At 69.3% G+C, this 19,860-nt stretch carries 21 protein-coding genes; 7 read left to right on the forward strand and 14 right to left on the reverse strand.

Features of this window, described 5'->3' with window-relative positions; all coding sequences use genetic code 11:
- Nucleotides 1-171 precede the first annotated feature (171 nt).
- Genes D3218_RS13185 through D3218_RS13195 form a run of 3 tightly spaced genes read left to right on the forward strand, consistent with a single transcriptional unit; the run spans nucleotide 172 to nucleotide 1,899 of the window.
- The gene (locus tag D3218_RS13185) at nucleotides 172-1,047 is read left to right on the forward strand and encodes a glycoside hydrolase family 19 protein (protein WP_119540543.1); all 876 of its coding nucleotides are present in this window, start codon (nucleotides 172-174) and stop codon (nucleotides 1,045-1,047) included.
- 28 nt (nucleotides 1,048-1,075) lie between these two features.
- Nucleotides 1,076-1,387 carry a hypothetical protein gene (locus tag D3218_RS13190; protein WP_119540544.1) on the forward strand — a complete coding sequence of 104 codons (312 nt, stop codon included), beginning with the start codon at nucleotides 1,076-1,078 and terminating at the stop codon, nucleotides 1,385-1,387.
- Nucleotides 1,384-1,899 (forward strand): hypothetical protein, encoded by a 516-nt coding sequence (locus D3218_RS13195; RefSeq protein WP_119540545.1) that lies wholly within the window; start codon nucleotides 1,384-1,386, stop codon nucleotides 1,897-1,899. Before D3218_RS13190 ends, D3218_RS13195 begins: the two co-directional genes overlap by 4 nt.
- Nucleotides 1,900-2,046: 147 nt before the next feature.
- On the opposite strand, the gene D3218_RS19535 is transcribed toward D3218_RS13195, so the two are convergent.
- From D3218_RS19535 to D3218_RS13250, 14 genes are all read right to left on the reverse strand, one after another.
- Nucleotides 2,047-2,328, reverse strand: a complete 282-nt coding sequence (locus tag D3218_RS19535) for a hypothetical protein (RefSeq protein ID WP_136625099.1) — start codon at nucleotides 2,326-2,328, stop codon at nucleotides 2,047-2,049.
- Nucleotides 2,329-2,552: 224 nt separating this feature from the next.
- Complete coding sequence (locus D3218_RS19540) at nucleotides 2,553-2,783, reverse strand: hypothetical protein (RefSeq protein ID WP_136625100.1); 231 nt, start codon at nucleotides 2,781-2,783, stop codon at nucleotides 2,553-2,555.
- Nucleotides 2,780-3,121 carry a DUF4326 domain-containing protein gene (locus D3218_RS13200; protein WP_119540546.1) on the reverse strand — a complete coding sequence of 114 codons (342 nt, stop codon included), beginning with the start codon at nucleotides 3,119-3,121 and terminating at the stop codon, nucleotides 2,780-2,782. The genes D3218_RS19540 and D3218_RS13200 overlap by 4 nt, the downstream gene beginning before the upstream one ends.
- On the reverse strand, nucleotides 3,118-3,372 hold the full coding sequence (locus tag D3218_RS19545) for a hypothetical protein (RefSeq protein WP_136625101.1): 255 nt from the start codon (nucleotides 3,370-3,372) through the stop codon (nucleotides 3,118-3,120). Before D3218_RS19545 ends, D3218_RS13200 begins: the two co-directional genes overlap by 4 nt.
- 61 nt (nucleotides 3,373-3,433) lie before the next feature.
- Entirely contained in the window at nucleotides 3,434-4,156 is a 723-nt protein-coding gene (locus D3218_RS13205; RefSeq protein WP_119540547.1) for a DNA cytosine methyltransferase, read from the reverse strand.
- A 359-nt stretch (nucleotides 4,157-4,515) separates the two neighbouring features.
- Entirely contained in the window at nucleotides 4,516-5,109 is a 594-nt protein-coding gene (locus D3218_RS13210) for a dimethylsulfonioproprionate lyase family protein (protein ID WP_119540548.1), read from the reverse strand.
- Nucleotides 5,106-6,683, reverse strand: a complete 1,578-nt coding sequence (locus D3218_RS13215) for a dipeptide ABC transporter ATP-binding protein (RefSeq protein WP_119540549.1) — start codon at nucleotides 6,681-6,683, stop codon at nucleotides 5,106-5,108. Before D3218_RS13215 ends, D3218_RS13210 begins: the two co-directional genes overlap by 4 nt.
- Complete coding sequence (locus D3218_RS13220) at nucleotides 6,680-7,540, reverse strand: ABC transporter permease (protein ID WP_119540550.1); 861 nt, start codon at nucleotides 7,538-7,540, stop codon at nucleotides 6,680-6,682. The genes D3218_RS13215 and D3218_RS13220 overlap by 4 nt, the downstream gene beginning before the upstream one ends.
- Complete coding sequence (locus D3218_RS13225) at nucleotides 7,537-8,499, reverse strand: ABC transporter permease (RefSeq protein ID WP_210209676.1); 963 nt, start codon at nucleotides 8,497-8,499, stop codon at nucleotides 7,537-7,539. The genes D3218_RS13220 and D3218_RS13225 overlap by 4 nt, the downstream gene beginning before the upstream one ends.
- A 70-nt stretch (nucleotides 8,500-8,569) precedes the next feature.
- Nucleotides 8,570-10,216: an ABC transporter substrate-binding protein gene (locus D3218_RS13230; RefSeq protein ID WP_119540551.1), complete on the reverse strand. Its 1,647-nt coding sequence runs from the start codon at nucleotides 10,214-10,216 to the stop codon at nucleotides 8,570-8,572.
- Between the two features lie 40 nt (nucleotides 10,217-10,256).
- Complete coding sequence (locus D3218_RS13235) at nucleotides 10,257-11,219, reverse strand: LysR family transcriptional regulator (protein WP_119540552.1); 963 nt, start codon at nucleotides 11,217-11,219, stop codon at nucleotides 10,257-10,259.
- A 40-nt stretch (nucleotides 11,220-11,259) separates the two neighbouring features.
- Nucleotides 11,260-12,708: an NAD-dependent succinate-semialdehyde dehydrogenase gene (locus D3218_RS13240; RefSeq protein ID WP_119540553.1), complete on the reverse strand. Its 1,449-nt coding sequence runs from the start codon at nucleotides 12,706-12,708 to the stop codon at nucleotides 11,260-11,262.
- Nucleotides 12,708-13,214 carry a formaldehyde-activating enzyme gene (fae, locus tag D3218_RS13245; protein WP_119540554.1) on the reverse strand — a complete coding sequence of 169 codons (507 nt, stop codon included), beginning with the start codon at nucleotides 13,212-13,214 and terminating at the stop codon, nucleotides 12,708-12,710. The genes D3218_RS13240 and fae overlap by 1 nt, the downstream gene beginning before the upstream one ends.
- A gap of 26 nt (nucleotides 13,215-13,240) precedes the next feature.
- The gene (locus tag D3218_RS13250) at nucleotides 13,241-14,260 is read right to left on the reverse strand and encodes an aldo/keto reductase (RefSeq protein WP_119540555.1); all 1,020 of its coding nucleotides are present in this window, start codon (nucleotides 14,258-14,260) and stop codon (nucleotides 13,241-13,243) included.
- A gap of 227 nt (nucleotides 14,261-14,487) precedes the next feature.
- Here D3218_RS13250 and D3218_RS13255 point away from each other — a divergent pair, with 227 nt between their 5' ends.
- From D3218_RS13255 to D3218_RS13270, 4 genes are all read left to right on the forward strand, one after another.
- Entirely contained in the window at nucleotides 14,488-15,378 is an 891-nt protein-coding gene (locus tag D3218_RS13255) for a LysR substrate-binding domain-containing protein (RefSeq protein ID WP_210209677.1), read from the forward strand.
- A 107-nt stretch (nucleotides 15,379-15,485) separates the two neighbouring features.
- Nucleotides 15,486-16,910, forward strand: a complete 1,425-nt coding sequence (locus D3218_RS13260; protein ID WP_119540556.1) for an aldehyde dehydrogenase family protein — start codon at nucleotides 15,486-15,488, stop codon at nucleotides 16,908-16,910.
- A 44-nt stretch (nucleotides 16,911-16,954) separates the two neighbouring features.
- Nucleotides 16,955-18,172 (forward strand): mandelate racemase/muconate lactonizing enzyme family protein, encoded by a 1,218-nt coding sequence (locus tag D3218_RS13265; RefSeq protein WP_119540557.1) that lies wholly within the window; start codon nucleotides 16,955-16,957, stop codon nucleotides 18,170-18,172.
- A 5-nt stretch (nucleotides 18,173-18,177) separates the two neighbouring features.
- Complete coding sequence (locus D3218_RS13270; protein ID WP_119540629.1) at nucleotides 18,178-19,794, forward strand: GMC family oxidoreductase; 1,617 nt, start codon at nucleotides 18,178-18,180, stop codon at nucleotides 19,792-19,794.
- The last annotated feature ends 66 nt before the right edge of the window (nucleotides 19,795-19,860 follow it).

Consider the following 19,860-nt stretch of genomic DNA (forward strand, 5'->3'; position numbering starts at 1 on the left):
CATGATGCTTGGGTTGGAGCCCGTTGTACTCAGTCTTGATATCGCGCTGCACTCGGCAGAGCGCGCAGCGGCAGGCAGGACGCCTGATCCCGACCGCTAACACGGATCGCACCCTCACACAGAAGGCCGCCCACTGAGGCGGCCTTTTTCTTTGCCCGAAAGGATCATCCCATGGACCACGCGGCCTTCTTCTCGGCCATTCGCCAGCGCCCGTTCGGCGGGACCTTGTCGCAGCCGGTCGTGACGGGCTGCTCGGCGCTGCTGACGGCCTTCACCGAGTATGGCGACGGCGACCGCCAGAAGCTCGCCTACATCCTCGGGACGGCGTACCACGAGGCCGACCGCTTCCGCACGCTGGAGGAGTATGCGTCCGGCGCGGCCTACGAGGGGCGCAAGGACCTCGGCAACACGCAGCCCGGCGACGGGAAGCGGTACAAAGGGCGCGGGTTCGTACAGGTCACGGGCCGGCGGAACTACACGGACTGGTCACAGCGGCTCGGGCTCGATCTCGTGGGCAACCCGGACCTGGCCGAGCAGCCGGCGATTGCCGCGCGCATCTGCGTCGAGGGCATGATGCTCGGCACCTTCACCGGCAAGAAGCTGGGCGACTACATCGGCAATGGCCGGCTCGAGTTCACCGCCGCTCGGCGCGTGGTCAACGGCACGGATCGGGCCGACCTGATCGCGGGCTACGCCAAGACGTTCGACGCGGCGCTGGTGGCGGCCGGGTACGGCGGAGCGGAGATCGTCATGCCCGTTCCGGTGCCGACCGCTCGGCCCGATCCGGTGGCGCCGATCGGGCACAACGGCGGGCCGGCGCTGGACGAAGCTGCATCGGTTCCGACCGGTGGCCCCAACTCGAAAGCCAATGGCGCGGCGCTCGGCCCCATAGTTGTCGCCCCGCTCCTGCTCCTGGCTGCGAAGTTCGGATGGATCCCGCAGGACGTGGCGTCTGACCCGGAGACGGTGATCCTGCTCACCGCGGCCGTTGCGGCGATCGGCGCCCGCATCACGGCCTGGTACGCGCCGCGCAACGCCGGCGCCTGACACGAGACACCCCCTGAAAGGCACGCCGGTGACGAACGAAGGCGATCCGCCGCGCCGGCAGGGCGGGCGCATGATCCACGACGGCTCGAACGTTCCGCAGGTCGGACGGGGCGATCCGTTCTACCCACCCAACCCCGGAGCCGTGCAATGGCTGGACGAGGACGACAGGGAGAAGGTCGAGAGCCTGATCCGAATGGAACCGGACCTGGCGCAGATGGTGCAGGCGAGGCGCTCCTGGGCGCTGGTACTCGCGACGCTCAAGACCATCGCCGTCTGGCTGACCGCGATGTCGGGCGGCCTCCTGGTGATGCGCGAACTTCTCAAGGCGATGCAGCAATGATGCGCATCCGCCGCTTCTTCACCTTCCCGAACACGGTTGCCGCGATCGTCTGCGCGCTGATGCTGCCCCCGGCCTACTGGCTAATCGTCGATCGAGAACCGGTCGCGTCCAGCGTTTCCGAGGTACTCAGTCGAGACGTCCGGCAGGGTGACTTTCTCCAGATCGACTATGACGTCGTGTGGGCTTCCCGCTGCGAGATCGTCGCGTTTCGGTACATCATCGACGAGATGCAGGTCGAATGGCCGATCTCGCGCTCGGAGCGGGTTGTCGAGAAGGGTCGGCAGAAGTTCACGATCCGGGTGCCCGTGCCGATGGCGGCTGCCCCCGGCAAGGCCGTCTACAAGGGCACGCTGCGCTTCGCCTGCAACCCGATGCAGCGGCTCTTTCCACTGGAGCAGGATCTCCGGGCGCGCGAGTTTACGATCCTGGTGAACGAGGAACTGGCGTGGCGTCGTCGGAAGGATGCGTCGGGGCGTTCGCCGGCGCTGCGTCGGTTTGCGGGGCTGGGTTAGCCATGCGCCGCATCTCGAGCTCGATGTTCTCCACGGCCCGCTCCCAGGCTTCCTGACGCTGTTCATCCGAGATGACGGTCGGGATATGCGGGCCGCGAACGCCGTGCGATCTACGGGCCAGGAAGGTGCGCCAGGGGTTGTCGTCGGTCATGGCGTATGGCTGTGCCCCAGGGTCTTGCGATCTTCTCTGCCGCTCATGCCGATGATCCAACTGATGCGGTTGCTCCCGCAGACCTGGCACTTGATCCGCGGTTTCCGCTCGACGAAAGGCCAGTCGGGGCCGAAGATGCGGATGAGGTCTTCAAGCGTGACGGCAAGCGGCCGGCGGCTGCAACCAAATCCCTCGCATGTGGCGGAAAGGGTGTAGCCGAACTCGGCGTAGTCGCCGAGCTTCGAGACCGTAATGCTGCCGTCTGGATTGTGGCCCATGTGCCCAGAGAACACATGGGAAACGGGGAGGGCAAGGGGTTAGGCGGGAGCCTCCGCGATAACCCGATAGGCGAGTATGTCTAAGCCGGGTGATTGACGATCCCACCGCCAGTTCATGCCTTTCGAACGGCCAGAGACGATTGATCCGTCACGGCATTTGCACTCGACGTACGCATCAACTGGCCGACGCCCGCCCCTGTGAAGCGTCCATTGCGGTTCCTCGCTCATTCACCTTCTTCCTTGCTGGAGGCGGGAGCCTCGGGGGAGAGGAGGGCGGCTTGTCCGGCAGGAGTGATCTGCCATTGGCGTTTCAGCCCCCTAGCCTCTGCCAATCCGTCGCGCTTCAGCTTCATGCGAAGATATCCAGACACCAAGGCACCCTGATTGGCTTTGGCTTCGCCTGTTGCGATCTCTTGAAGCGCGTCACGCATTTCTCGCGTCAGCTTCACCGTCATGGCTTGTCCTCCTGGGGATGAGGGCGGGGGAGATCCGGGTTGGCAATCTGGAGAAGAATGTCGGCGTGGCAGGGCTCCCCGGGCTTGCACCAGCATGCTAGGTTCTTCCCTGCTAGTTCGCGCCGAACGTCAGCTTCCGTTATCTCGAGCTGGCCGCGCACCAGCTTGTCGACAAACCGCTCGACAGCGCCGTGCGCGTCGAATGGAATGTAGCGGCGCCGGTCCATGTTTCCGACGCGGAACGGGTTGCCCCACTTCCCCGGGCGCGTCACCTTCACCGTCCCGGGCGGCATCCTCCAGCCCTTCGTGCGCTTCAGTTGGATGCGTTCGGGGCTCATTCGCTCCCTCCCTGTCTCTGTCTCCAGCCAATCTCTGAGGGAGTGGGCATCACCTCGTACGGGTCCAGTCCGCGCTCATAGAGGGCATCTTCGGGCGTAAGCGCTCCATGCGATGGGCTGTATTCAGCAGGGTCGCCCATGTCGTAGCGATAGACCTCCTGGCCCGTCAGAAGATCGATGCACCAGCATTCGTCGTGATGGTCGGCCGTGCGCCATTCGTAGCGGGGTCTGACGCGGGGTGCCTCGCTCATCTCTCCACCTCTTGTTCATCTCGCCAAGACCAGCCGCAGGGGACGGATAGGGGGAAGGGGATCATGCGGCGGCCCTCGCTTGCTGGATGGCCTCGCCAATCACCTGCGGGATCAGCGGGACGACGGCGTTGCCGAGAGCGCGGCGTCGGGGTCGGTCCACCCCTCGGGGAAGCCCATCAGCCACTCCAGATACTCCGGGCTGGCTGGGCCACCGAGGACGAAACTCAGAGCTCGCCCGCCTTGCGCATATGGCTTCGTGCGATGCCCGCAGTCGTCCGCCACAGGTGTCGGCAAGAACCCATGTTCGCCGTCGCTCATGGGGGAAGCCGAGATCGTGGGCGCTGATCTCCATCGCAATGGCTTCGAAACCGAGGGCGCCGAGGTCGGATATGACTGCCGGGAGCCAATGCCGTCGACCGTGCGACGAGTTCTCGATGATAACGTGCTCGGGGGCGCACTCTTCGATGAGGCGTCGCATTTCGCTCCAGAGCCCGCTTTTGGCTCCGTCGAGCCCGGCGCGTCGTCCAGCGTTGCTGATGTCCTGGCAAGGGAACCCGCCGCAGACGAGGCCGATGTCGGCGCCGCCGTGGGGAACAAGTTCGTTTGCCGATAGGGTTCGAACGTCGTCATGGCAGGGCACCTCGGGCCAGCGCTTGGTAAGGATGGATCGGGGGAACTCGTCGATCTCGCAGAAGGCAGCAGTTTGGCACCCGGCGCGCTCCAGCCCGAGGCTAAAACCGCCGATGCCGCTGAACAGATCAAGGACGCGCAGAGGCGCGCTCATGCTGCACCTCCAGCATAGAGGGCAGAGCCGTCCGAAATCCCTTTGCAAATGCGGCGCAAGCCATTGATCGGCTTAGGCGCTGCGGTGAACCGTTTTGCGAAATTCATCAGCAAAAACAACGGCCCGCATCTGCTTCCTAATCTGGGGGTCGTAGGTTCGAATCCTACTGGGATCACCAAACGGTATCACGGGCGATCGATGAGCTTTCGGCCTCCGCATCGGCGCGTGGCCTCACGTGCTGTCGAAGGCGTTCCGCCTCCGTCGCGAGCCCTGTTGGTCACGGCCGGGACTGCGCGGCGCTCGCCCGCACCTTGTCGCGACACCGGCTTCTCTTCGGGCGGGCGGAGCGGCGGTTCGCGTCAGCAGAGACGAGCGGGCGTGGCGAGGTCCTCGCCGCGCCAGAGATAGAGGGCGAGCAAGGGCTCGGCCCGGGTCCGGGTGGCGTGGACGACATGGGGCGGGTGGTGGATGAGCGTGCCCGGCGCGCGGACGCTCCAGCTTGCGCCCTTAAGCCATCGCGCTCGGCCGGAAACGGGAATGTAGATCTCTTCGGCGGCATGCCGGTGCGGGGGATAGGCCGTGTCGGGCCCCAGCATCAGAAGACCGGCCGCAAGGCTTTCGCTCGTCAGGAGACCTCTCCGGCCGACGAGTTCGGTCCAGCCGTAGCGATCGAGGAAACGGCGGTCGACCTGCGGCTCGGCATAGGTCTGGCGCCAGACGAGGCGGCGCGCGAGGGCGCGGGCGAGATCCAGCACCGCGTCGGCCGCCGGGATGCCCGACCGCTCGAGCGCGGGAAGGAACGCCAGGACCGGCAGGCCCGGCACTGCTTCCGGCGATGGCGCGGCGGCGCCCGCGTCGCCGGCCGGCCAGTGCGCGAGGAACGGGGCGGCGGCGGCGTGGAGCGCCGCCAGCCCTCGGAGGGCTTCGGCGAGGTTTGCCGCGGTGGCGCTCAAAAGGCCCCGCGGCCGGGCGCCGCCGCGATCAGCGCCTGCGTGTAGGGATGCTCCGGCGCGGTCAGGACGCGCGAGGCGGGACCCCGCTCGATGATCTCGCCCTTGCGCATCACCACGATCTCGTCGCTGATCTGGGCCGCGACGCGCAGGTCGTGCGTGATGAAGAGGATCGCGAGGTCCAACCGCTCCTGAAGGTCGCGCAGGAGTTCGAGAACCTGCGCCTGGACCGAGACGTCGAGCGCCGAGACGCTCTCGTCCGCGATCAGGACGTCGGGCCGCATCGCGAGCGCCCGCGCGATGCCGATGCGCTGGCGCTGGCCGCCCGAGAAGGCGGACGGACGGCGCCCGTAGGCGCTGCGCTGGAGGCCGACGAGTTCGAGAAGTTCCTCGGCGCGGGCGCGCGCCTCGGCCCTGGTGGCTCCCGCGAGCATGGCGGCGCGCGCGATCATGTCTCCGACGGGCCGACGCGGATTGAGCGAGCCGAACGGATCCTGGAAGATCATCTGGATGGCGCGTCGATGGCGCGCGAGCTGGCTCTGCGACAGGGAGAGCATGTCGGTCCCGACCACCTCGACGCGCCCGGCATGGGGTTCGATGAGGCGGATCGCGGCCTTGGCCAGCGTCGACTTTCCCGAGCCCGACTCGCCGACGATCGACAGGACGCGACCGCGCGGCAGCTCGAACCGGATGTCGCGCAGCGCCGTGACGTTGCCGAAGCGATGCTCGAGGTCGCGCACCGCGAGCGCGGGCTCGGCGGCGGGGAGCGGCGCCCGGCTGTGGGGCGTGAGGCTCGGCACCGCGGCGATCAGGCCGCGCGTGTAGGGATGCGAAGGGGTCCTCAGCACCTGGTCCGCCTCGCCGATCTCGACGATCTCGCCGTTCTTCATCACGGCGATGCGGTCCGCGATGTCGGCGACGACGCCGAAGTCGTGGGTGATGAAGAGGATGCCGTGCCCGTGGTCGTCGCGCAGCTCGCGCACGAGCTTGAGGACCTGGGCCTGCGTGGTGACGTCGAGCGCGGTGGTGGGCTCGTCGGCGATCAGCACGCGCGGGCTCATCGCCAGCGCCATGGCGATCACGATGCGCTGGCACTGGCCGCCCGAAAGCTGGTGCGGGTATGCGGCCATGATGCGATCGGGGTCGGGCAGGTGCATCGCCTCCATGAGGCCGCGCACGCGCTCTCGCCGCTCGCGAGGCGAGAGGTCGGAATGGAGCTCGAACACCTCCTCCACCTGCCGCCCGGCGGGGATGGCGGGGTTGAGCGAGGCCATCGGCTCCTGGAAGATCATGGCGATGTCGCGCCCGCGGATCGCCCGAAGCTGGCGTTCCGTGAGCCTGGCGACGTCGGTTTGCCCCAGGCGGATGCGGCCCGCGGCGACGCGCAAACCCTCCGGAACGGCGCCCATGAGGGCCGCCGACAGGACCGACTTTCCCGAGCCCGATTCGCCGACGACGCACAGGATCTCGCGCGGCCGCAGCTCGAACGAGACGTTCGAGACCGCGTGCGGCCGGTCCGCGCCCTTGGGCAGCGAGACGGTCAGTCCCTCGACGGAGAGGATCGGGGTGTGGCTCACGAGCGCCTCGCTTGGGCTTCGGCGACCTCCTTCAGGCCGTCCGCCAGAAGGCTGAGGCCGAGCATCAGCGAGGAGATCGCGATGCAGGGGAAGATCACGAGCGTCGGAAAGGCGAGCGCCATGGCGCGGCCCTCGTTGACCATCGTGCCCCAGTCCGGCGTCGGCGGCGGCAGGCCGAGGCCGAGGAAGCCGAGCGTGCCGAGCGTGATCGCGGTGTAGCCGAGGCGCAGGCACGCATCCACCGCGATCGGACCCGAGGCGTTGGGCAGGATGTCCAGGAGCATGATGCGCCAGTCGCTCTCGCCCTGCGTGCGCGCGGCGGCCACGAAGTCGCGGCTGGCGACGTCGATGGTGAGCGCGCGCACCAGACGGAAGATCACCGGCGCGCTGCCGAAGGTGACGGCGAGCACAATGTTGGCAGCGGACGGCCCGATCACGACGATGATCACGATGTAGAGGACGAGCACCGGAAAGGAGAGGACGACGTTGGCGACGAAGGACAGAACCTGGTCGACCCGGCCCCGGCGGTAGCCGGCGAGAAGCCCCCCGGCGATGCCGACGAGATAGGCGACGAGGGTCGCGAGCGTCGCGTAGATCACCACCGTGCGCGCGCCGTAGATCAGACGGGACAGGACGTCACGTCCCAGAAGGTCGGTGCCGAGCCAGAACGTGCCGCCGCCCAGCGGGTTGGCGGAGAGCGGCGAGGCGAGCGGCAGGAGGGTCTGCAACGGGTCGAAGGGGGCGATCAGCGGGGCGAGCGCGGCGACGAGCAGCCAGCCGAGCGACACGAGGCCGCCGAACACCACCGCCGGGTTGCGCAGATAGGGGCCGACCGCCGCGCGGAACGCGGCGCTCATGCCTCGGCCCGCGCGGTCGCCACGGAGAACGAGATCCGGGGATTGATCCATGTGTAGGCGATGTCCGACAGGATTTGCGTGAGGACGACGGCCGCGACGCTGACCATCGCGCAGGCCTCGATGAGGTAGACGTCGCTGTTGAGCGCCGCCTCGTAGAGAAGGGTCCCGAAGCCCTTGTAGGCGAAGAACACCTCCACCACGATCACGCCCGACAGAAGCCAGCTGATATGGAGGAGGATCACCGTCACCGGCGCGATCAGGGCGTTGCGCAGCGCGTGCCGCCAGACGATGCGCAGGCGCGAGGCGCCCTTGAGGCGCGCCGTGCGCACGTAAGGCGCGGCCATGACCTCGGCCATCGAGGCGCGGGTGATGCGCACGACGTAGCCGGTGAAGTAGAGCGACAGCACGACCACCGGCAGGACGAGTTCGCGCAGGTCGAGGCCGGTGAGCATGGTGCTCGCACCCGGCAGCCAGCCGAGCCAGAACACGAAGATCGCCGACAGGAACACGGCCGAGGCGAAGTCGGGGATCGAGGTGGTGAGCACGGAGAAGACCGACACGGCGCGATCGGTTGGCGAGCCGACGCGCATGCCCGCCAGAACGCCCAGGACAAGCGAGACCGGCACGATCACGAGGAGCGCGCCCCCCGCCAGGATCGCCGATGCCCGGAGACGGTCGGCGATCAGATCGGCGATCGGCGCGCGGTAGTAGGTCGAGACGCCCCAGTCGCCGGTCACGAAGTCGCCCAGCCAGCGCGCGTAGCGCAGGAGGAACGGGTCGCGGTAGCCGTTCGCAAGGAGCCAGGCGGCACGCTGGTCGGCCGTCGAGAACTGGCCGAGCACCTTCACGGCGACGTCGTTGACATTCACTTCGAGGGCCAGGAAGACCAGGAACGAGACGGCCAGCATCGTGGCCGCCGCCAGGCCGAGCTTGCGCGCGAGAAAATAGGCGATGGTCACGACGGAGCGGTCCTTCGCACGAGGAACGGGATGGGGGCCCATGGGTCCGGGCCCCCGCTCGATGCCCGGCTCAGGCGAGCCAGACGCCGTCCATGCGGAAGTAGTCCGACGGATGAAGCGGGAAGTTCTTCACCCGGTTCGAGCAGGCCGAGAAACGCTTCGGCCAGTAGGGCTGCACCATCACCGCCGCATCCCGCAGGATCTGCTCCACGTCCTGCATGGCCACGGCGCGTTCCTTCGGATCGACGATCGCCATCGCCTTGTCCAGCGCGGCGTCGAATTCGGGACTGGCGAAGTTCGTCTCGTTCCACGCCCCGCCCGAACGATAGGCGAGGTCGAGCGTCATCACGCCCAGCGGACGGTGCGCCCAATAGGTCAGGCCGAAGGGCACCTTGTTCCAGACCGGCCAGTACTGCGAGGCCGGAAGGACGTTGAGCTGGAGGCGGATGCCGGCCTCGGCGAGGTTCTGCTGGAGGACCTGCGCGGTGTCCTGCTCCCACTTGCCCTGGGTGTTGCCGAGCGTCAGCTCGAGGTCGATGCCGTCGGGATGGCCGGCCTCGGCGAGAAGCGCCTTGGCCTGCGCGACGTCGCGGCCCATGGGGGGGAGCGCGAAGTAGTCGGGCTGGGTCGGCGCGACATGGAAGTTGTCGGCGACCGTTCCCTCGCCGCGATAGGCCACCTGCAGCATCTGCGCGTTGTCGGCCGCGAGCTGGACCGCGCGGCGCACCCGGATGTCGTCGAACGGCTTCTGGTCGACCTGCATGCGCATCACCAGAGTCTGCGCCGGGTCGGCCGATAGCAGGGTGACGTTGGGAAGGCGCTTGATGAGGTCGGTGTCGGTGATGGCGGCGCGGTAGATCACGTCGATCTGCCCGCCGGCCAGCGCGGCGATCTGCGTGGTGATGTCCGTGCCGACGTCGATGTAGTGCAGCTTGTCGAGGAGGGCGGGCGTGCCCCAGTAGTCGGCGCGCTTCTCGAACACGGCCTGCCGGCCCACCTCGTAGCCCGTGAGCGCGTAGGGCCCGGTGCCGATCGGGTTCTTCGGCCAGTCGCCGCCCGACTTGACGAAGTCGCGATGCAGCATAGGGCAGGTGTAGGCATAGAGCTGCTCGGCCAGCGAGACGACGCCGCGCGACAGGGTGATGCGCAGCGCGTGGTCGCCCGTCTTCTCGACCTTCTCGACGGCCGCGAAGGCGGTCTTGTTCGAGGACTGGGAGTCGGGCGCGATCCAGCGCTCGACGTTGAAGATCACGTCCTCGGGCGTGAAGGCGTCGCCGTTCGACCATTTGGCCCGCTCGTCGAGCTCGATGTCCCAGACCTTGAGATCGTCCGAGGGCGTCCAGCTCTTGGCGAGATAGGGATGGGTGATGTTGTCGGCGTCGACATAGGTCAGGAATTCGAGGCTGTTGCGGTAGAGGTTGGACGCCTCGATCCAGTTCGACACGGCCGGGTCGGTGATCTCCTGGATCGCGCAGCCGAAGCGCAGCTCCCCGCCGGGCTTGGGCTGGGCGGCCGCATCCTGGGCGCTCGCCGGTCCGGGCAGGGCGCCGGCGAACGCGCTGGCGGACGCGGCGGTGACGCCGAGCCAGGCGAGCGTGCGCAGGAAGGAGCGGCGGTCGAGCTGGCCGCGGCCGAACTCCCGGCACAGGTGCGGCACGTCCGGATGGACGGGGCGCCCGCTCAGGGTCTGGAGAGTCCCGGTCTTGGAATTCGTCATGCTGCTGCTCCCTCTCGTGTTTTGCCTGACGTTCCGAGCTTCAGCCCGCGTTGCGGACCAGGGCGAGCGATGGCGCCTCCCGCGCCCCGCGCCCTTTCGGCTCGGCCGTCTTGAATCGTTGGATCAACCAGGACCGGAAGGCCGATATCAGCGGATCCGCGAGGCCCTCGGCATCGATCTTGAGATAGTAGCCGAAACCCTCGTAGTGGCTGGCGGCGACGGGCGCGGCGAGCGCCCCGCTCGCGATCTCGCCGGCGAACAGAACCGGGTCGGCGACCACGAGGCCCTGGCCCGACAGCACGTATTCCACCGCCAGCGAAGCGCTGTCGAAGGACAGGCCGCGTTGCACGGTCGACGGGGCGAACCCGTTCTGGCGGGCGAACTCGAGCCAGGAATGGTGCGCGCCGTGATCCACGATCCGCACGTGGACGACCTCGTTCTCGGCCACGAAGGCGGCGAGCGGGCGTTCCGCCGCCTGCGCGCCGACGGCGGGATGGCACAGGATCGTCGGCCGCTCCTCCCACAGGAGGTCGGTCACCGCGTCGTCCACAACGGGGCGCGAATAGACCACGGCGACCTCGACGTCCGTGGCCGGACCGCCGTAGGGCGTCGAGATCTCCAGGACGACGTCCGGGAAGCTCTGGCGGAAGTCGTTGAGCAGCGGCACGGCGAGCTTCATCGCGAAGCTCGGCGGCAGATGCACGCGCAGCCGCCGCGAGCGCGTCGTCCCGTTGGGCGCGCAGACGACGTCCAGCGTCTGCTCCAGCCGCTCGAAGGCCTTCATCACGCCGCCCAGCAGCGTCTCGCCGCTCTCGGTGAGCGTCAGCGCGTTGCGGCGGCGCTCGAAGAGCTTGTGGCCGATCAGCTCCTCCAGCCCGATGACGTGGCGCGACAGGGCGCTCTGCGAGATGTTGAGGGCCGTAGCCGCCGCCGTGAAGGAGCCGTGATGCGCCACGGCCTCGAAGGCGCGCAGGGCGTTGAGCGGCAGACGGCGGCGATCCATCAGCGGAAGCCTCCGAACCTTGAGGGGAATGGGGCTTTCGTCATGCGGCGAGGCCTCCGAACAACACGTACTTGGTCTCCAGATACTCTTCCAGGCCTTGCGCGGCGCCCTCGCGCCCGAGCCCCGACTGCTTGACCCCGCCGAACGGCGCGACCTCGGTCGAGATCACGCCCTCGTTGATGCCGACCATGCCCGCCTCGAGCCGGCGCGCGACGCGCCAGGCGCGGGCGAGGTCGCGGGTGAAGAAGTAGGCCGAGAGGCCCGTTTCCGTCGCGTTGGCGAGGCGGATCGCCTCGTCTTCGGTCTGGAAGCGGAAGAGCGCGGCGACCGGGCCGAACGTCTCCTCGTCGGCCAGCGCCATCTCGGGCGTCGCGTCGGCGATCACCGTCGGCTGGAAGAACAGGCCGCCTTGCGCGTCGGGCTGGCCGCCCGCGAGGATCCGCCCGCCCTTGGCGCGCGCATCGGCGACGTGGCGCTCGACCTTGGCGAAGCCGGCGCGGTTGATGAGCGGCCCCTGCGCGGCGCCTTCGACGGTTCCCGGCGCGACCTTCAGCCGGCGCACGGCCTCGGCCAGCGCCTCGGCGTAGCGGTCGTAGATCGCGTCCTCCACGAGGATGCGGTTGGCGCAGACGCAGGTCTGCCCGGTGTTGCGGAATTTCGACGCCAGCGTGCCGCGCACCGCGACGTCGAGGTCAGCGTCGGCGAAGACGATCAGCGGTGCGTTGCCGCCGAGTTCCAGGCTCAGACGCTTCACGGTCTCCGCGCTCTGGCGCATCAGGAGCTTGCCGGTCGCCGTGGAGCCGGTGAAGGACAGCTTGCGGACCGTCGGCGAGCGCATCAGCGCGCCGACGACGCTCGGCGCGTCGCGCGTCGTCACGATGCTGACGACGCCGGCGGGAACGCCGGCCGCTTCGCCGAGGCGCGCGAGCGCCAGCGCCGACAGCGGTGTGTCCTCGGCCGGTTTGACGACGATGGTGCAGCCGGCGGCGAGCGCCGGGCCGACCTTGCGCGTGATCATCGCAAGGGGGAAGTTCCACGGCGTGACGGCGGCCACGACCCCGACGGGCTCCTTCAGGACCACGACCTCCGCGTCGGCCCGGTGCGCGGGCACGACCTGGCCGTAGGCGCGCCGCGCTTCCTCGGCGAACCACGACAGGAACGATGCCGCATAGGCGACCTCGCCGCGCGCCTCGGCCAGCGGCTTGCCCTGCTCGGACGTCAGGAGGCGGGCGAGTTCCTCCTGCCGCTCCATCATCAGGTCGTGCCAGCGGCGCAGGACACGCGAGCGCTCCAGCGCCGTGGTGCCGCGCCAGCTCTCGTAGGCGATCGCGGCCTCTGCGATCGCGGCCTCCGCCTCGGCCTCGCCGCAGTCGGCCACTTCGGCGATCGTCTCGCCCGTCGCCGGGTCGAGCACGGGGAAGCGTCGCAGGTCTCCGGCGCCCCGCCACGCGCCGCCGATGAAGGCCTCGTGCTGCCAGAGCGTGTCCATCACGACGCCTTCGGCGTGAAGAACGGATTGCCGACGGTCCGCAGCCCTTCGGCGAGGTCGTCTCGCGTCGGCCAGCCCTTCTGCAGGGCGCGGCTGGCGGCGACGAACGTCGCCTCGCGGTTGTTGCGGTAGACCTCGTCGGCGTCGTCGGCCTCCGGGTTCACCCAGACGGCCGCGATGCTCAGCCAGTCGTCCTCAGCCTCGGCCGGCAGCACGCCCTCGATCAGGGCACGGGTGATGCCCGCCGCCACCCCCGCCTGCGCGGGGCCCCAGGTCATCGTCTCGTGCCGGCCCGGCTGGAGCACCGCCTTGGCGATGAAGAGCGTCACGGGCTTGGCCGGCAGGTTGGGCTTGAGGATCGCCTGGAACGGCAGGTGGCCGGGCCCGGGGCTCGCCGCGGCGGTGGCGAGCGCGCCGCTGATCGGGCCGCTCTTCGGGCCGATGTAGAGGTTGATGTGCGCCGCGTTGGGGCCGGAGCCCTCGAAGCCTTCGCCGATGAAGAGCATGGTACGGTGTCCTGGTCGTTGGGGCGTCAGGCGACGGCGGAGAGCGGGGCGGCGGGCACGGAGAGGGCGCGGGGGCGCCGGACCGCGTTGTAGTCGTTGATCATGTCCCGCGGGCGGTACGGCTCGTCGAGATAGGCCATCTCGGTGGGATCGAGCCGGATCGTCGTCGCGTCGAGCACGGCCTCGACATGCTCCGGCTGGTCGGCGCCGATGATCGGCACGGTGACGTTGCCGGTGTTCATCACCCAGGCCTGCGCGATCTGCGAGGAGGTCTTGCCGTGGGCGCGGGCCACCTCGGCGACGCGCCGGGCGATCTCGCGGTCGATCTCGTCGCCGAACCAGTCGAGGAACATGTCGTGGGCGACGCGCGCCTGCGAGCCGCCGCCTGCGAGATATCCGCGCGCCAGTGGCGAGAAGGTCGTCACGGCGATCCCCTCGTCCTGGCAGTAGGGCATCATCTCGCGCTCCTCCTCGCGGTAGAGGAGGGAGTACTGGCACTGCATGTTGACGAAGCGCGTCCAGCCGTTCTTCTCGGCCACGTGGTTCATCTTGGCGAACTGCCAGGCATACATGGTGGATGCGCCGATGTAGCGGGCCTTGCCGGCGCGCACGATGTCGTGGAGCGCCTCCATCGTCTCTTCGATCGGGGTCTGCGGATCGAAGGCGTGGACGATGTAGAGGTCGACATGGTCGGTGCCGAGGCGCTTCAGCGAGCGGTCGATCGAGCGCATGAGGTGCTTGCGCGACAGGCCCTGGTCGTTGGGATCGTCGCTCATCGCATAGAAGGCCTTGGTGGCGAGCACCAGACGGTCGCGCTCGGTCATCGACAGGAGCGCGCGGCCGACGACCTCCTCGTTGAGACCGGTGGAGTACCAGTCGGCCATGTCGAAGAAGGTGACGCCGACGTCCAGCGCCTTTCGGAGGATCGGGCGCGAGCGATCCTCGTCGAGGACCCAGCCCTTCCATTTCGATGAGCCGATGCCCATCGTGCCGAGGCAGAGCTGCGACGTCTTGAGGCCCGTCCGGCCGAAGCGGATGCTGTCCACTGTTCCACCCCCGATGATGGTCCGGAACCTGTCCTGCCGGTTCCTTGCCGGCGCTTTCGAGCGCGCCGGGTGTTCGATGCGGGGAGGGTGTCGTCGCACCGGCGGAAACGCAAATTCCCAAATTCGATGCCGCTATCTCAAAAAGGCATGGACGAAGCGGCGGCTTCCAAGCCGCTCCCGCCTGTGCGAGACCCGGACCGCTTCCAACGACATGCGGAGCCCATTCCATGCGCAGGCTGCCCGCGCTGAGTTCGCTGAAGGTGTTCGAGGAGGTCGGCCGCAGCGGCTCCTTCACGCGCGCCGCCGAACGGCTGAACCTGACCCAGAGCGCGGTGAGCCGGCAGGTGCGCCGCCTTGAGGACGAACTCGGCGAGCCGCTCCTGATCCGCCGCCACCATCGACTGGAGCTGACCGCCTCGGGCGCGCGCCTGCTGCGGGCCCTCGGCCGCGCCCTGCACGAGGTCGAGACCGCGGTGCGGGCGATCCGCGAACGCACCGACCCGGCGCGGCTGCGCGTCAACGTTCCGCCGACCCTGGCCAAGCGCTGGCTGATGCCGCGCCTCGGCGCCTTTCGCGAGGCCCATCCCGAGATCGACCTCAGCGTGACGACGCAACTGTCGGACTCGCTCGCCGACAGCGGCCTCCTCGATTGCGCGATCCGCTTCGGCGACGGCGAATGGCCCGACGTCCAGTCGCAGCGCCTGATGACCGAGCGCCACATCGCGGTCTGCGCCCCGGCGCTGGCGGAGCGGGCGGGCGATCCGCCGGACCTCCGGCGCTTCACGCTGATCCATGTCCTCGCCGATGCCGACCGCCGCTACCTGACCTGGGCGCGCTGGCTGGACGCCGCCGGCCTCCCGGACCTCCCGGATGCCGGCGGACTGGAGTTCGACCTACTCGACCTGTCCGTGGAGGCCGCCTGCCAGGGGCTCGGCGCTGCCGTGGTCGACCGGGGAATGGTGGCGCGGGAACTCGCGCGCGGCGAGCTCGTGCAGCTCGGCTCCGTCGCGGCGGAGGGGCACGAGTCCTACTGGTTCGTCACCCATCGCGGCGAAGGCGATCCGCCGAAGGTCGCGCTGTTCCGGCAATGGCTGCTCGGCGAGGTCGAGCGCGCCTGAAGCATTCCTCCCGGGAATGCTCGGCCCGACCAGAAGTCGTTTGCCCCTCGGCGATCCCCGATCCTAACTCGCACGGCGCCGATGGGGCGAGCCGAGGGCCGATCCGCATGTCCGAACTCCGCAATCTCGTGGCCGGCCGTTTCCTCGGCGAGACCGAGGCGGGCGGCCTCGACGTCGTGTCGCCGGCGACGGGCCGGGCGGTCGCCCGCGTCCCGCTGGCCGGCCCCGCCGAGGCGATCGAGGCCGTGGACGCCGCACGGCGGGCGCAGGCTGACTGGCGACGCCGCCCCGCGATCGAGCGCGGCGACGCGTTGCGGCGGCTCGCCGACGCGATCGCGGCCGAGGCGGCGGAGATCGGCGCATGGCTGGCGGCCGAAAGCGGCAAGAGCCTGGAGGATGCGCGCGGCGAGGCGATCTACGGCGCCGAACTGATGCGCTACCATGCCGAATGGGCCCGGCGCATCGAGGGCGAGGTGATCCCGAGCGACGCGCCGGACGAAACGCTGATGCTGAAGCGCGAGCCGATCGGCGTCGTCGCCTGCCTGATCCCCTTCAACTATCCGGTCTACACGCTCGTGCGAAAGATCGCACCGGCGCTGATCGCGGGCAACGCGGTGGTCGTGCGCCCGAGCAACTCGACCCCCTGTTCCGCGCTGGCGATCGCCCGGCTGGTCGCCCGAGCCGCGCTGCCGGAGGGGCTCGTCAACATCCTCGCGACGACCCACGAGGGGGCGCGCGCCGTCTGCACCCATCCCCATGTCGGCATGGTCACGCTCACCGGCAGCCTCGGCGCCGGGCGCGCCGTTCTCGAATACGCCAAGGAGAACATCGCCAAGTCCTCGCTGGAGCTCGGCGGCAAGACGCCCGTCGTGGTGGAGCCCGACGCCGACCTCGACGAGGTCGCCCGCCTCGTGGTGGCGGCCAAGACCACCCATTGCGGCCAGATCTGCACCGGTCCCGAGAGGCTCTACGTCCACGAGAGCGTCCACGACGCGCTCCTGGCCCGGCTGCGCGAGGGCTTTCTCGCCCGCGCCTTCGGCGATCGGGCCGCCGACGCCTCGCGCATGGGGCCGCTCCAGAGCGAACGGGCCCGCGGGGACGTCCACGCCATGGTGCGGCGCGCCGTCGAGGCCGGCGCCGTGCTGGAGGCGGGCGGCACGATCCCCGAGGGCCCCGGCTGGTTCTACCCGCCGACCCTTCTGTCGGCCTGCCGCCAGGACATGGAGATCGTGCGCGAGGAGGTGTTCGGCCCCGTGCTCGCCGTGCTGCCCTACCGCGACGCGGAGGAGGCGCTGCGCCTTTCCAACGACCACCAGTACGGCCTGTCTTCGGTGCTCTTCACCGAGAACTACCGCACCGTGATGCGCTTCGCCGACGCCGTCGAGGCGGGCGAGCTCTACGTCAACCGCTTGCCGGCCGATCCCTACCAGGGCTTCCATGCCGGCTGGAAGCGCTCCGGCCTCGGCGGCGACGACGGCAAGCACGGCATGCTGGAGTTCACGCAGACCCGGCTCGTGATCCTGAAGCACTGAGCCCCACCCGCCTGCCCGCAGTCCTGGTCCCGGAGGGCCCGTCCATGAAGATCGCCGATCTCGACATCCACGTCGTCGCCGTCCCGCCGCCCCATGTCGGCGGCATGTACTGGATCTTCGTGCGCCTGCGCACGGATTGCGGGATCGAGGGGGTCGGCGAGATCTATGCGACGGCGTTCCACCCGCGCGCGCTGGTGCCGCTCGTGCGGGACGTCTTCGAGCGCCATCTCCTCGGCCACGATCCGCACCGCGTCGAGCGGTTCTGGCGTGCCGCCTATTCCTCAGGCTTCACGCAGCGGCCCGACCCGACGATGATGGGCATCGTCTCCGGGCTCGAGATCGCCTGCTGGGATATCGTCGGCAAGGCGGCGGGACAGCCGGTCCATGCGCTGCTCGGCGGCCTCGTCCACGAGCGACTGCGCGCCTACACCTATCTCTACCCGAAGAATGCGGCGGGCGAATTCGACTTCAACGATCCGGACCTCGCCGCCGAATGCGCGGCCGAGATGGTGCGCCAGGGCTTCACGGCGGTGAAGTTCGACCCGGCCGGCCCCTACACCCAGTATTCCGGTCACCATCTCTCGCTCGGCGTCATGGACCGCTGCGAGACCTTCTGCCGGCGCGTGCGCGAGGCTGTCGGATCGTCCGCCGACCTCCTCTTCGGAACGCACGGACAGATGGTGCCCTCGTCCGCGATCCGTCTCGCCAGGCGCCTGGAGCGTTACGACCCCCTGTGGTTCGAGGAACCCGTTCCGCCGGGCCAGGAAGCGGCCATGGCGGAGGTGGCGCGCGCGACCTCGATCCCGATCTCCACCGGCGAGCGCCTGACCACCAAGTACGAGTTCGCCCGCGTCCTGGAACACAAGGCGGCCTCCATCCTCCAGATGAACGTCGCGCGCGTCGGCGGCCTCCTCGAAGCCAAGAAGATCGCCGCGATGGCCGAGGCGCACTACGCGGAGGTGGCGCCCCATCTCTACAACGGGCCGGTGGGCGCCGCCGCGTCGATCCAGCTCGCCGCCGCCACGCCGAACTTCCTGATCCACGAGGCGATCGGCGACTTCTCGGGCTTCCATGCCGAGATCCTGAAGCGCAAGCTCGCCGTCGAGGACGGGTACATCGTCCCCTCGCGCGAGCCGGGCCTCGGGATCGAGCTCGACCTCGATGTCGTCGCCCGCCACTCGCCCTACGAGGGCGACCGCCTGCATCTGCAGATGGCGGCCGAGCCGGCGGACGTGAAGCAGTTCGCCCCGGCACGCGGGTGAGCGGCGTGGAAGCGTTCGACTTCGTCGTGGTGGGCGCCGGCTCGGCCGGCTCGATCGTCGCCGCCCGCCTGTCGGAATCGGGGCGGCACAGCGTCCTGCTTCTGGAGGCGGGCGGACCGGACCGTTCGTTCTGGTTCAAAATCCCGGTAGGCTACGCCCGAAGCTACTACGACCCGGCGGTCAACTGGATGTACAGCACGGAGCCGGAGGCCGAACTCGGCGGCCGGCGCATCTACCAACCGCGCGGCAAGGTGCAGGGCGGCTCGGGCTCGATCAACGCGATGATCTTCGTGCGTGGCGCGCGCGAGGACTTCGACGACTGGCGCGCGGCCGGCAATCCGGGCTGGGCCTACGAGGACGTCCTGCCCGCCTTCCGCAAGCTGGAGACGCACGAGACCGGCGAGGGCCCTTGGCACGGAGGCGACGGGCCGATCCGGGTGACGCCGATGCGGCCCGGCATCCATTCCATCTCGAAGGCCTTCCTCGCCGGCTGCCGCGAGACGCAACTGCCCGAGAACGAGGACTTCAACGGCGAGCGGATCGAGGGCGCCGGCGTCTACGACGTCAACACGCGGTCCGGCCTGCGCTCGTCCTCCTCGCGCGAATATCTGCATCCCGCCCGCCGCCGCCCGAACCTCAAGCTGCTTCACGGCGTCGAGGTCGACCGTCTCGTCTGGCGGGACGGGCGCATTGCCGGCGTCGAGGCGCGGCAGGGGGGACGGGCCGTGTCCTTCGCGGCGCGTCGCGAGGTGGTTCTCTGCGCCGGCGCCTTCGCGAGCCCCAAGCTCCTGCAACTGTCCGGCATCGGCGACGGGGCGCATCTCGGCGCCATCGGCGTGGAAACCCGCCGGCACCTTCCCGCCGTCGGGCGCAACCTCCAGGACCATGTCTGCGCCAGCTTCTACTACCGCTCGCGCGTGCCGACGCTCAACGCCGCCTTCGCGTATCCGGCGGGGCAGGCGCGGCTCGCATTGCAATGGCTCCTTACGCGGCGCGGCCCCTTCGCCATGAGCGTCAACCAGGCCGGCGGCTTCTTCCGGGGCCGTCCGGATCGCACGCGCGCGAACCTCCAGCTCTACTTCAATCCCTTGTCCTACCGCATTCCGGACGATCCGAAGGCGGGACTCGCTCCCGAGCCCTATCCGGGTTTCCTCCTGTGCTTCAACCCGTGCCGGCCGACGAGCCGGGGCGAGGTGTCGGCCCAGTCCCCCGACCCCGCGGCGGCGCCGGCGATCCGCCCGAACTACCTGTCGACGGAGCACGACCGGGAGGAGGTGGTGGAAGGGGGGCGTCTCGTGCGTCGCATCATGGAGGCCCCGGCGCTGCGCGCGATCACCGCCGAGGAACTGGAGCCTTCGCGCTCGGCCCGGAGCGACGAGGAACTCCTCGACTACTTCCGCCACAACTCGGGCTCCATCTACCATCCCTGCGGCAGCGCCGCGATGGGACCCGACCCGGCGCGCTCCGCCGTGGATGCGCGCCTGCGCGTCCACGGCGTGGAGGGATTGCGGGTGGTGGATGCGTCGATCTTCCCCAACATCACGGCGGGCAACATCAACGCGCCGACCATGATGGTGGCCGAGAAGGGCGCGGCGATGATCGTCGAGGACGCGCGATCCTGAGGTCTCGCCATTCCCCGGGACGGCCGGGGGCTCGCGGTCGGCGGCGCGTGGGACCGCGCAGCCGTA

This window comes from Aureimonas flava (assembly GCF_003583935.1).
Taxonomy (GTDB): domain Bacteria; phylum Pseudomonadota; class Alphaproteobacteria; order Rhizobiales; family Rhizobiaceae; genus Aureimonas; species Aureimonas flava.

What these genes read in the sequence shown, in the direction of transcription:
- D3218_RS13185 (WP_119540543.1), top strand. Translation starts at nt 172, where the DNA reads ATGGACCACGCGGCCTTCTTCTCGGCCATTCGCCAGCGCCCGTTCGGC.
- D3218_RS13195 (WP_119540545.1), top strand. Translation starts at nt 1,384, where the DNA reads ATGATGCGCATCCGCCGCTTCTTCACCTTCCCGAACACGGTTGCCGCG.
- D3218_RS19535 (WP_136625099.1), bottom strand. Translation starts at nt 2,328, where the DNA reads ATGGGCCACAATCCAGACGGCAGCATTACGGTCTCGAAGCTCGGCGAC.
- D3218_RS19540 (WP_136625100.1), bottom strand. Translation starts at nt 2,783, where the DNA reads ATGACGGTGAAGCTGACGCGAGAAATGCGTGACGCGCTTCAAGAGATC.
- D3218_RS13200 (WP_119540546.1), bottom strand. Translation starts at nt 3,121, where the DNA reads ATGAGCCCCGAACGCATCCAACTGAAGCGCACGAAGGGCTGGAGGATG.
- D3218_RS19545 (WP_136625101.1), bottom strand. Translation starts at nt 3,372, where the DNA reads ATGAGCGAGGCACCCCGCGTCAGACCCCGCTACGAATGGCGCACGGCC.
- D3218_RS13205 (WP_119540547.1), bottom strand. Translation starts at nt 4,156, where the DNA reads ATGAGCGCGCCTCTGCGCGTCCTTGATCTGTTCAGCGGCATCGGCGGT.
- D3218_RS13220 (WP_119540550.1), bottom strand. Translation starts at nt 7,540, where the DNA reads ATGAGCGCCGCGTTCCGCGCGGCGGTCGGCCCCTATCTGCGCAACCCG.
- D3218_RS13230 (WP_119540551.1), bottom strand. Translation starts at nt 10,216, where the DNA reads ATGACGAATTCCAAGACCGGGACTCTCCAGACCCTGAGCGGGCGCCCC.
- D3218_RS13235 (WP_119540552.1), bottom strand. Translation starts at nt 11,219, where the DNA reads ATGGATCGCCGCCGTCTGCCGCTCAACGCCCTGCGCGCCTTCGAGGCC.
- D3218_RS13240 (WP_119540553.1), bottom strand. Translation starts at nt 12,708, where the DNA reads ATGGACACGCTCTGGCAGCACGAGGCCTTCATCGGCGGCGCGTGGCGG.
- fae (WP_119540554.1), bottom strand. Translation starts at nt 13,214, where the DNA reads ATGCTCTTCATCGGCGAAGGCTTCGAGGGCTCCGGCCCCAACGCGGCG.
- D3218_RS13255 (WP_210209677.1), top strand. Translation starts at nt 14,488, where the DNA reads ATGCGCAGGCTGCCCGCGCTGAGTTCGCTGAAGGTGTTCGAGGAGGTC.
- D3218_RS13260 (WP_119540556.1), top strand. Translation starts at nt 15,486, where the DNA reads ATGTCCGAACTCCGCAATCTCGTGGCCGGCCGTTTCCTCGGCGAGACC.
- D3218_RS13265 (WP_119540557.1), top strand. Translation starts at nt 16,955, where the DNA reads ATGAAGATCGCCGATCTCGACATCCACGTCGTCGCCGTCCCGCCGCCC.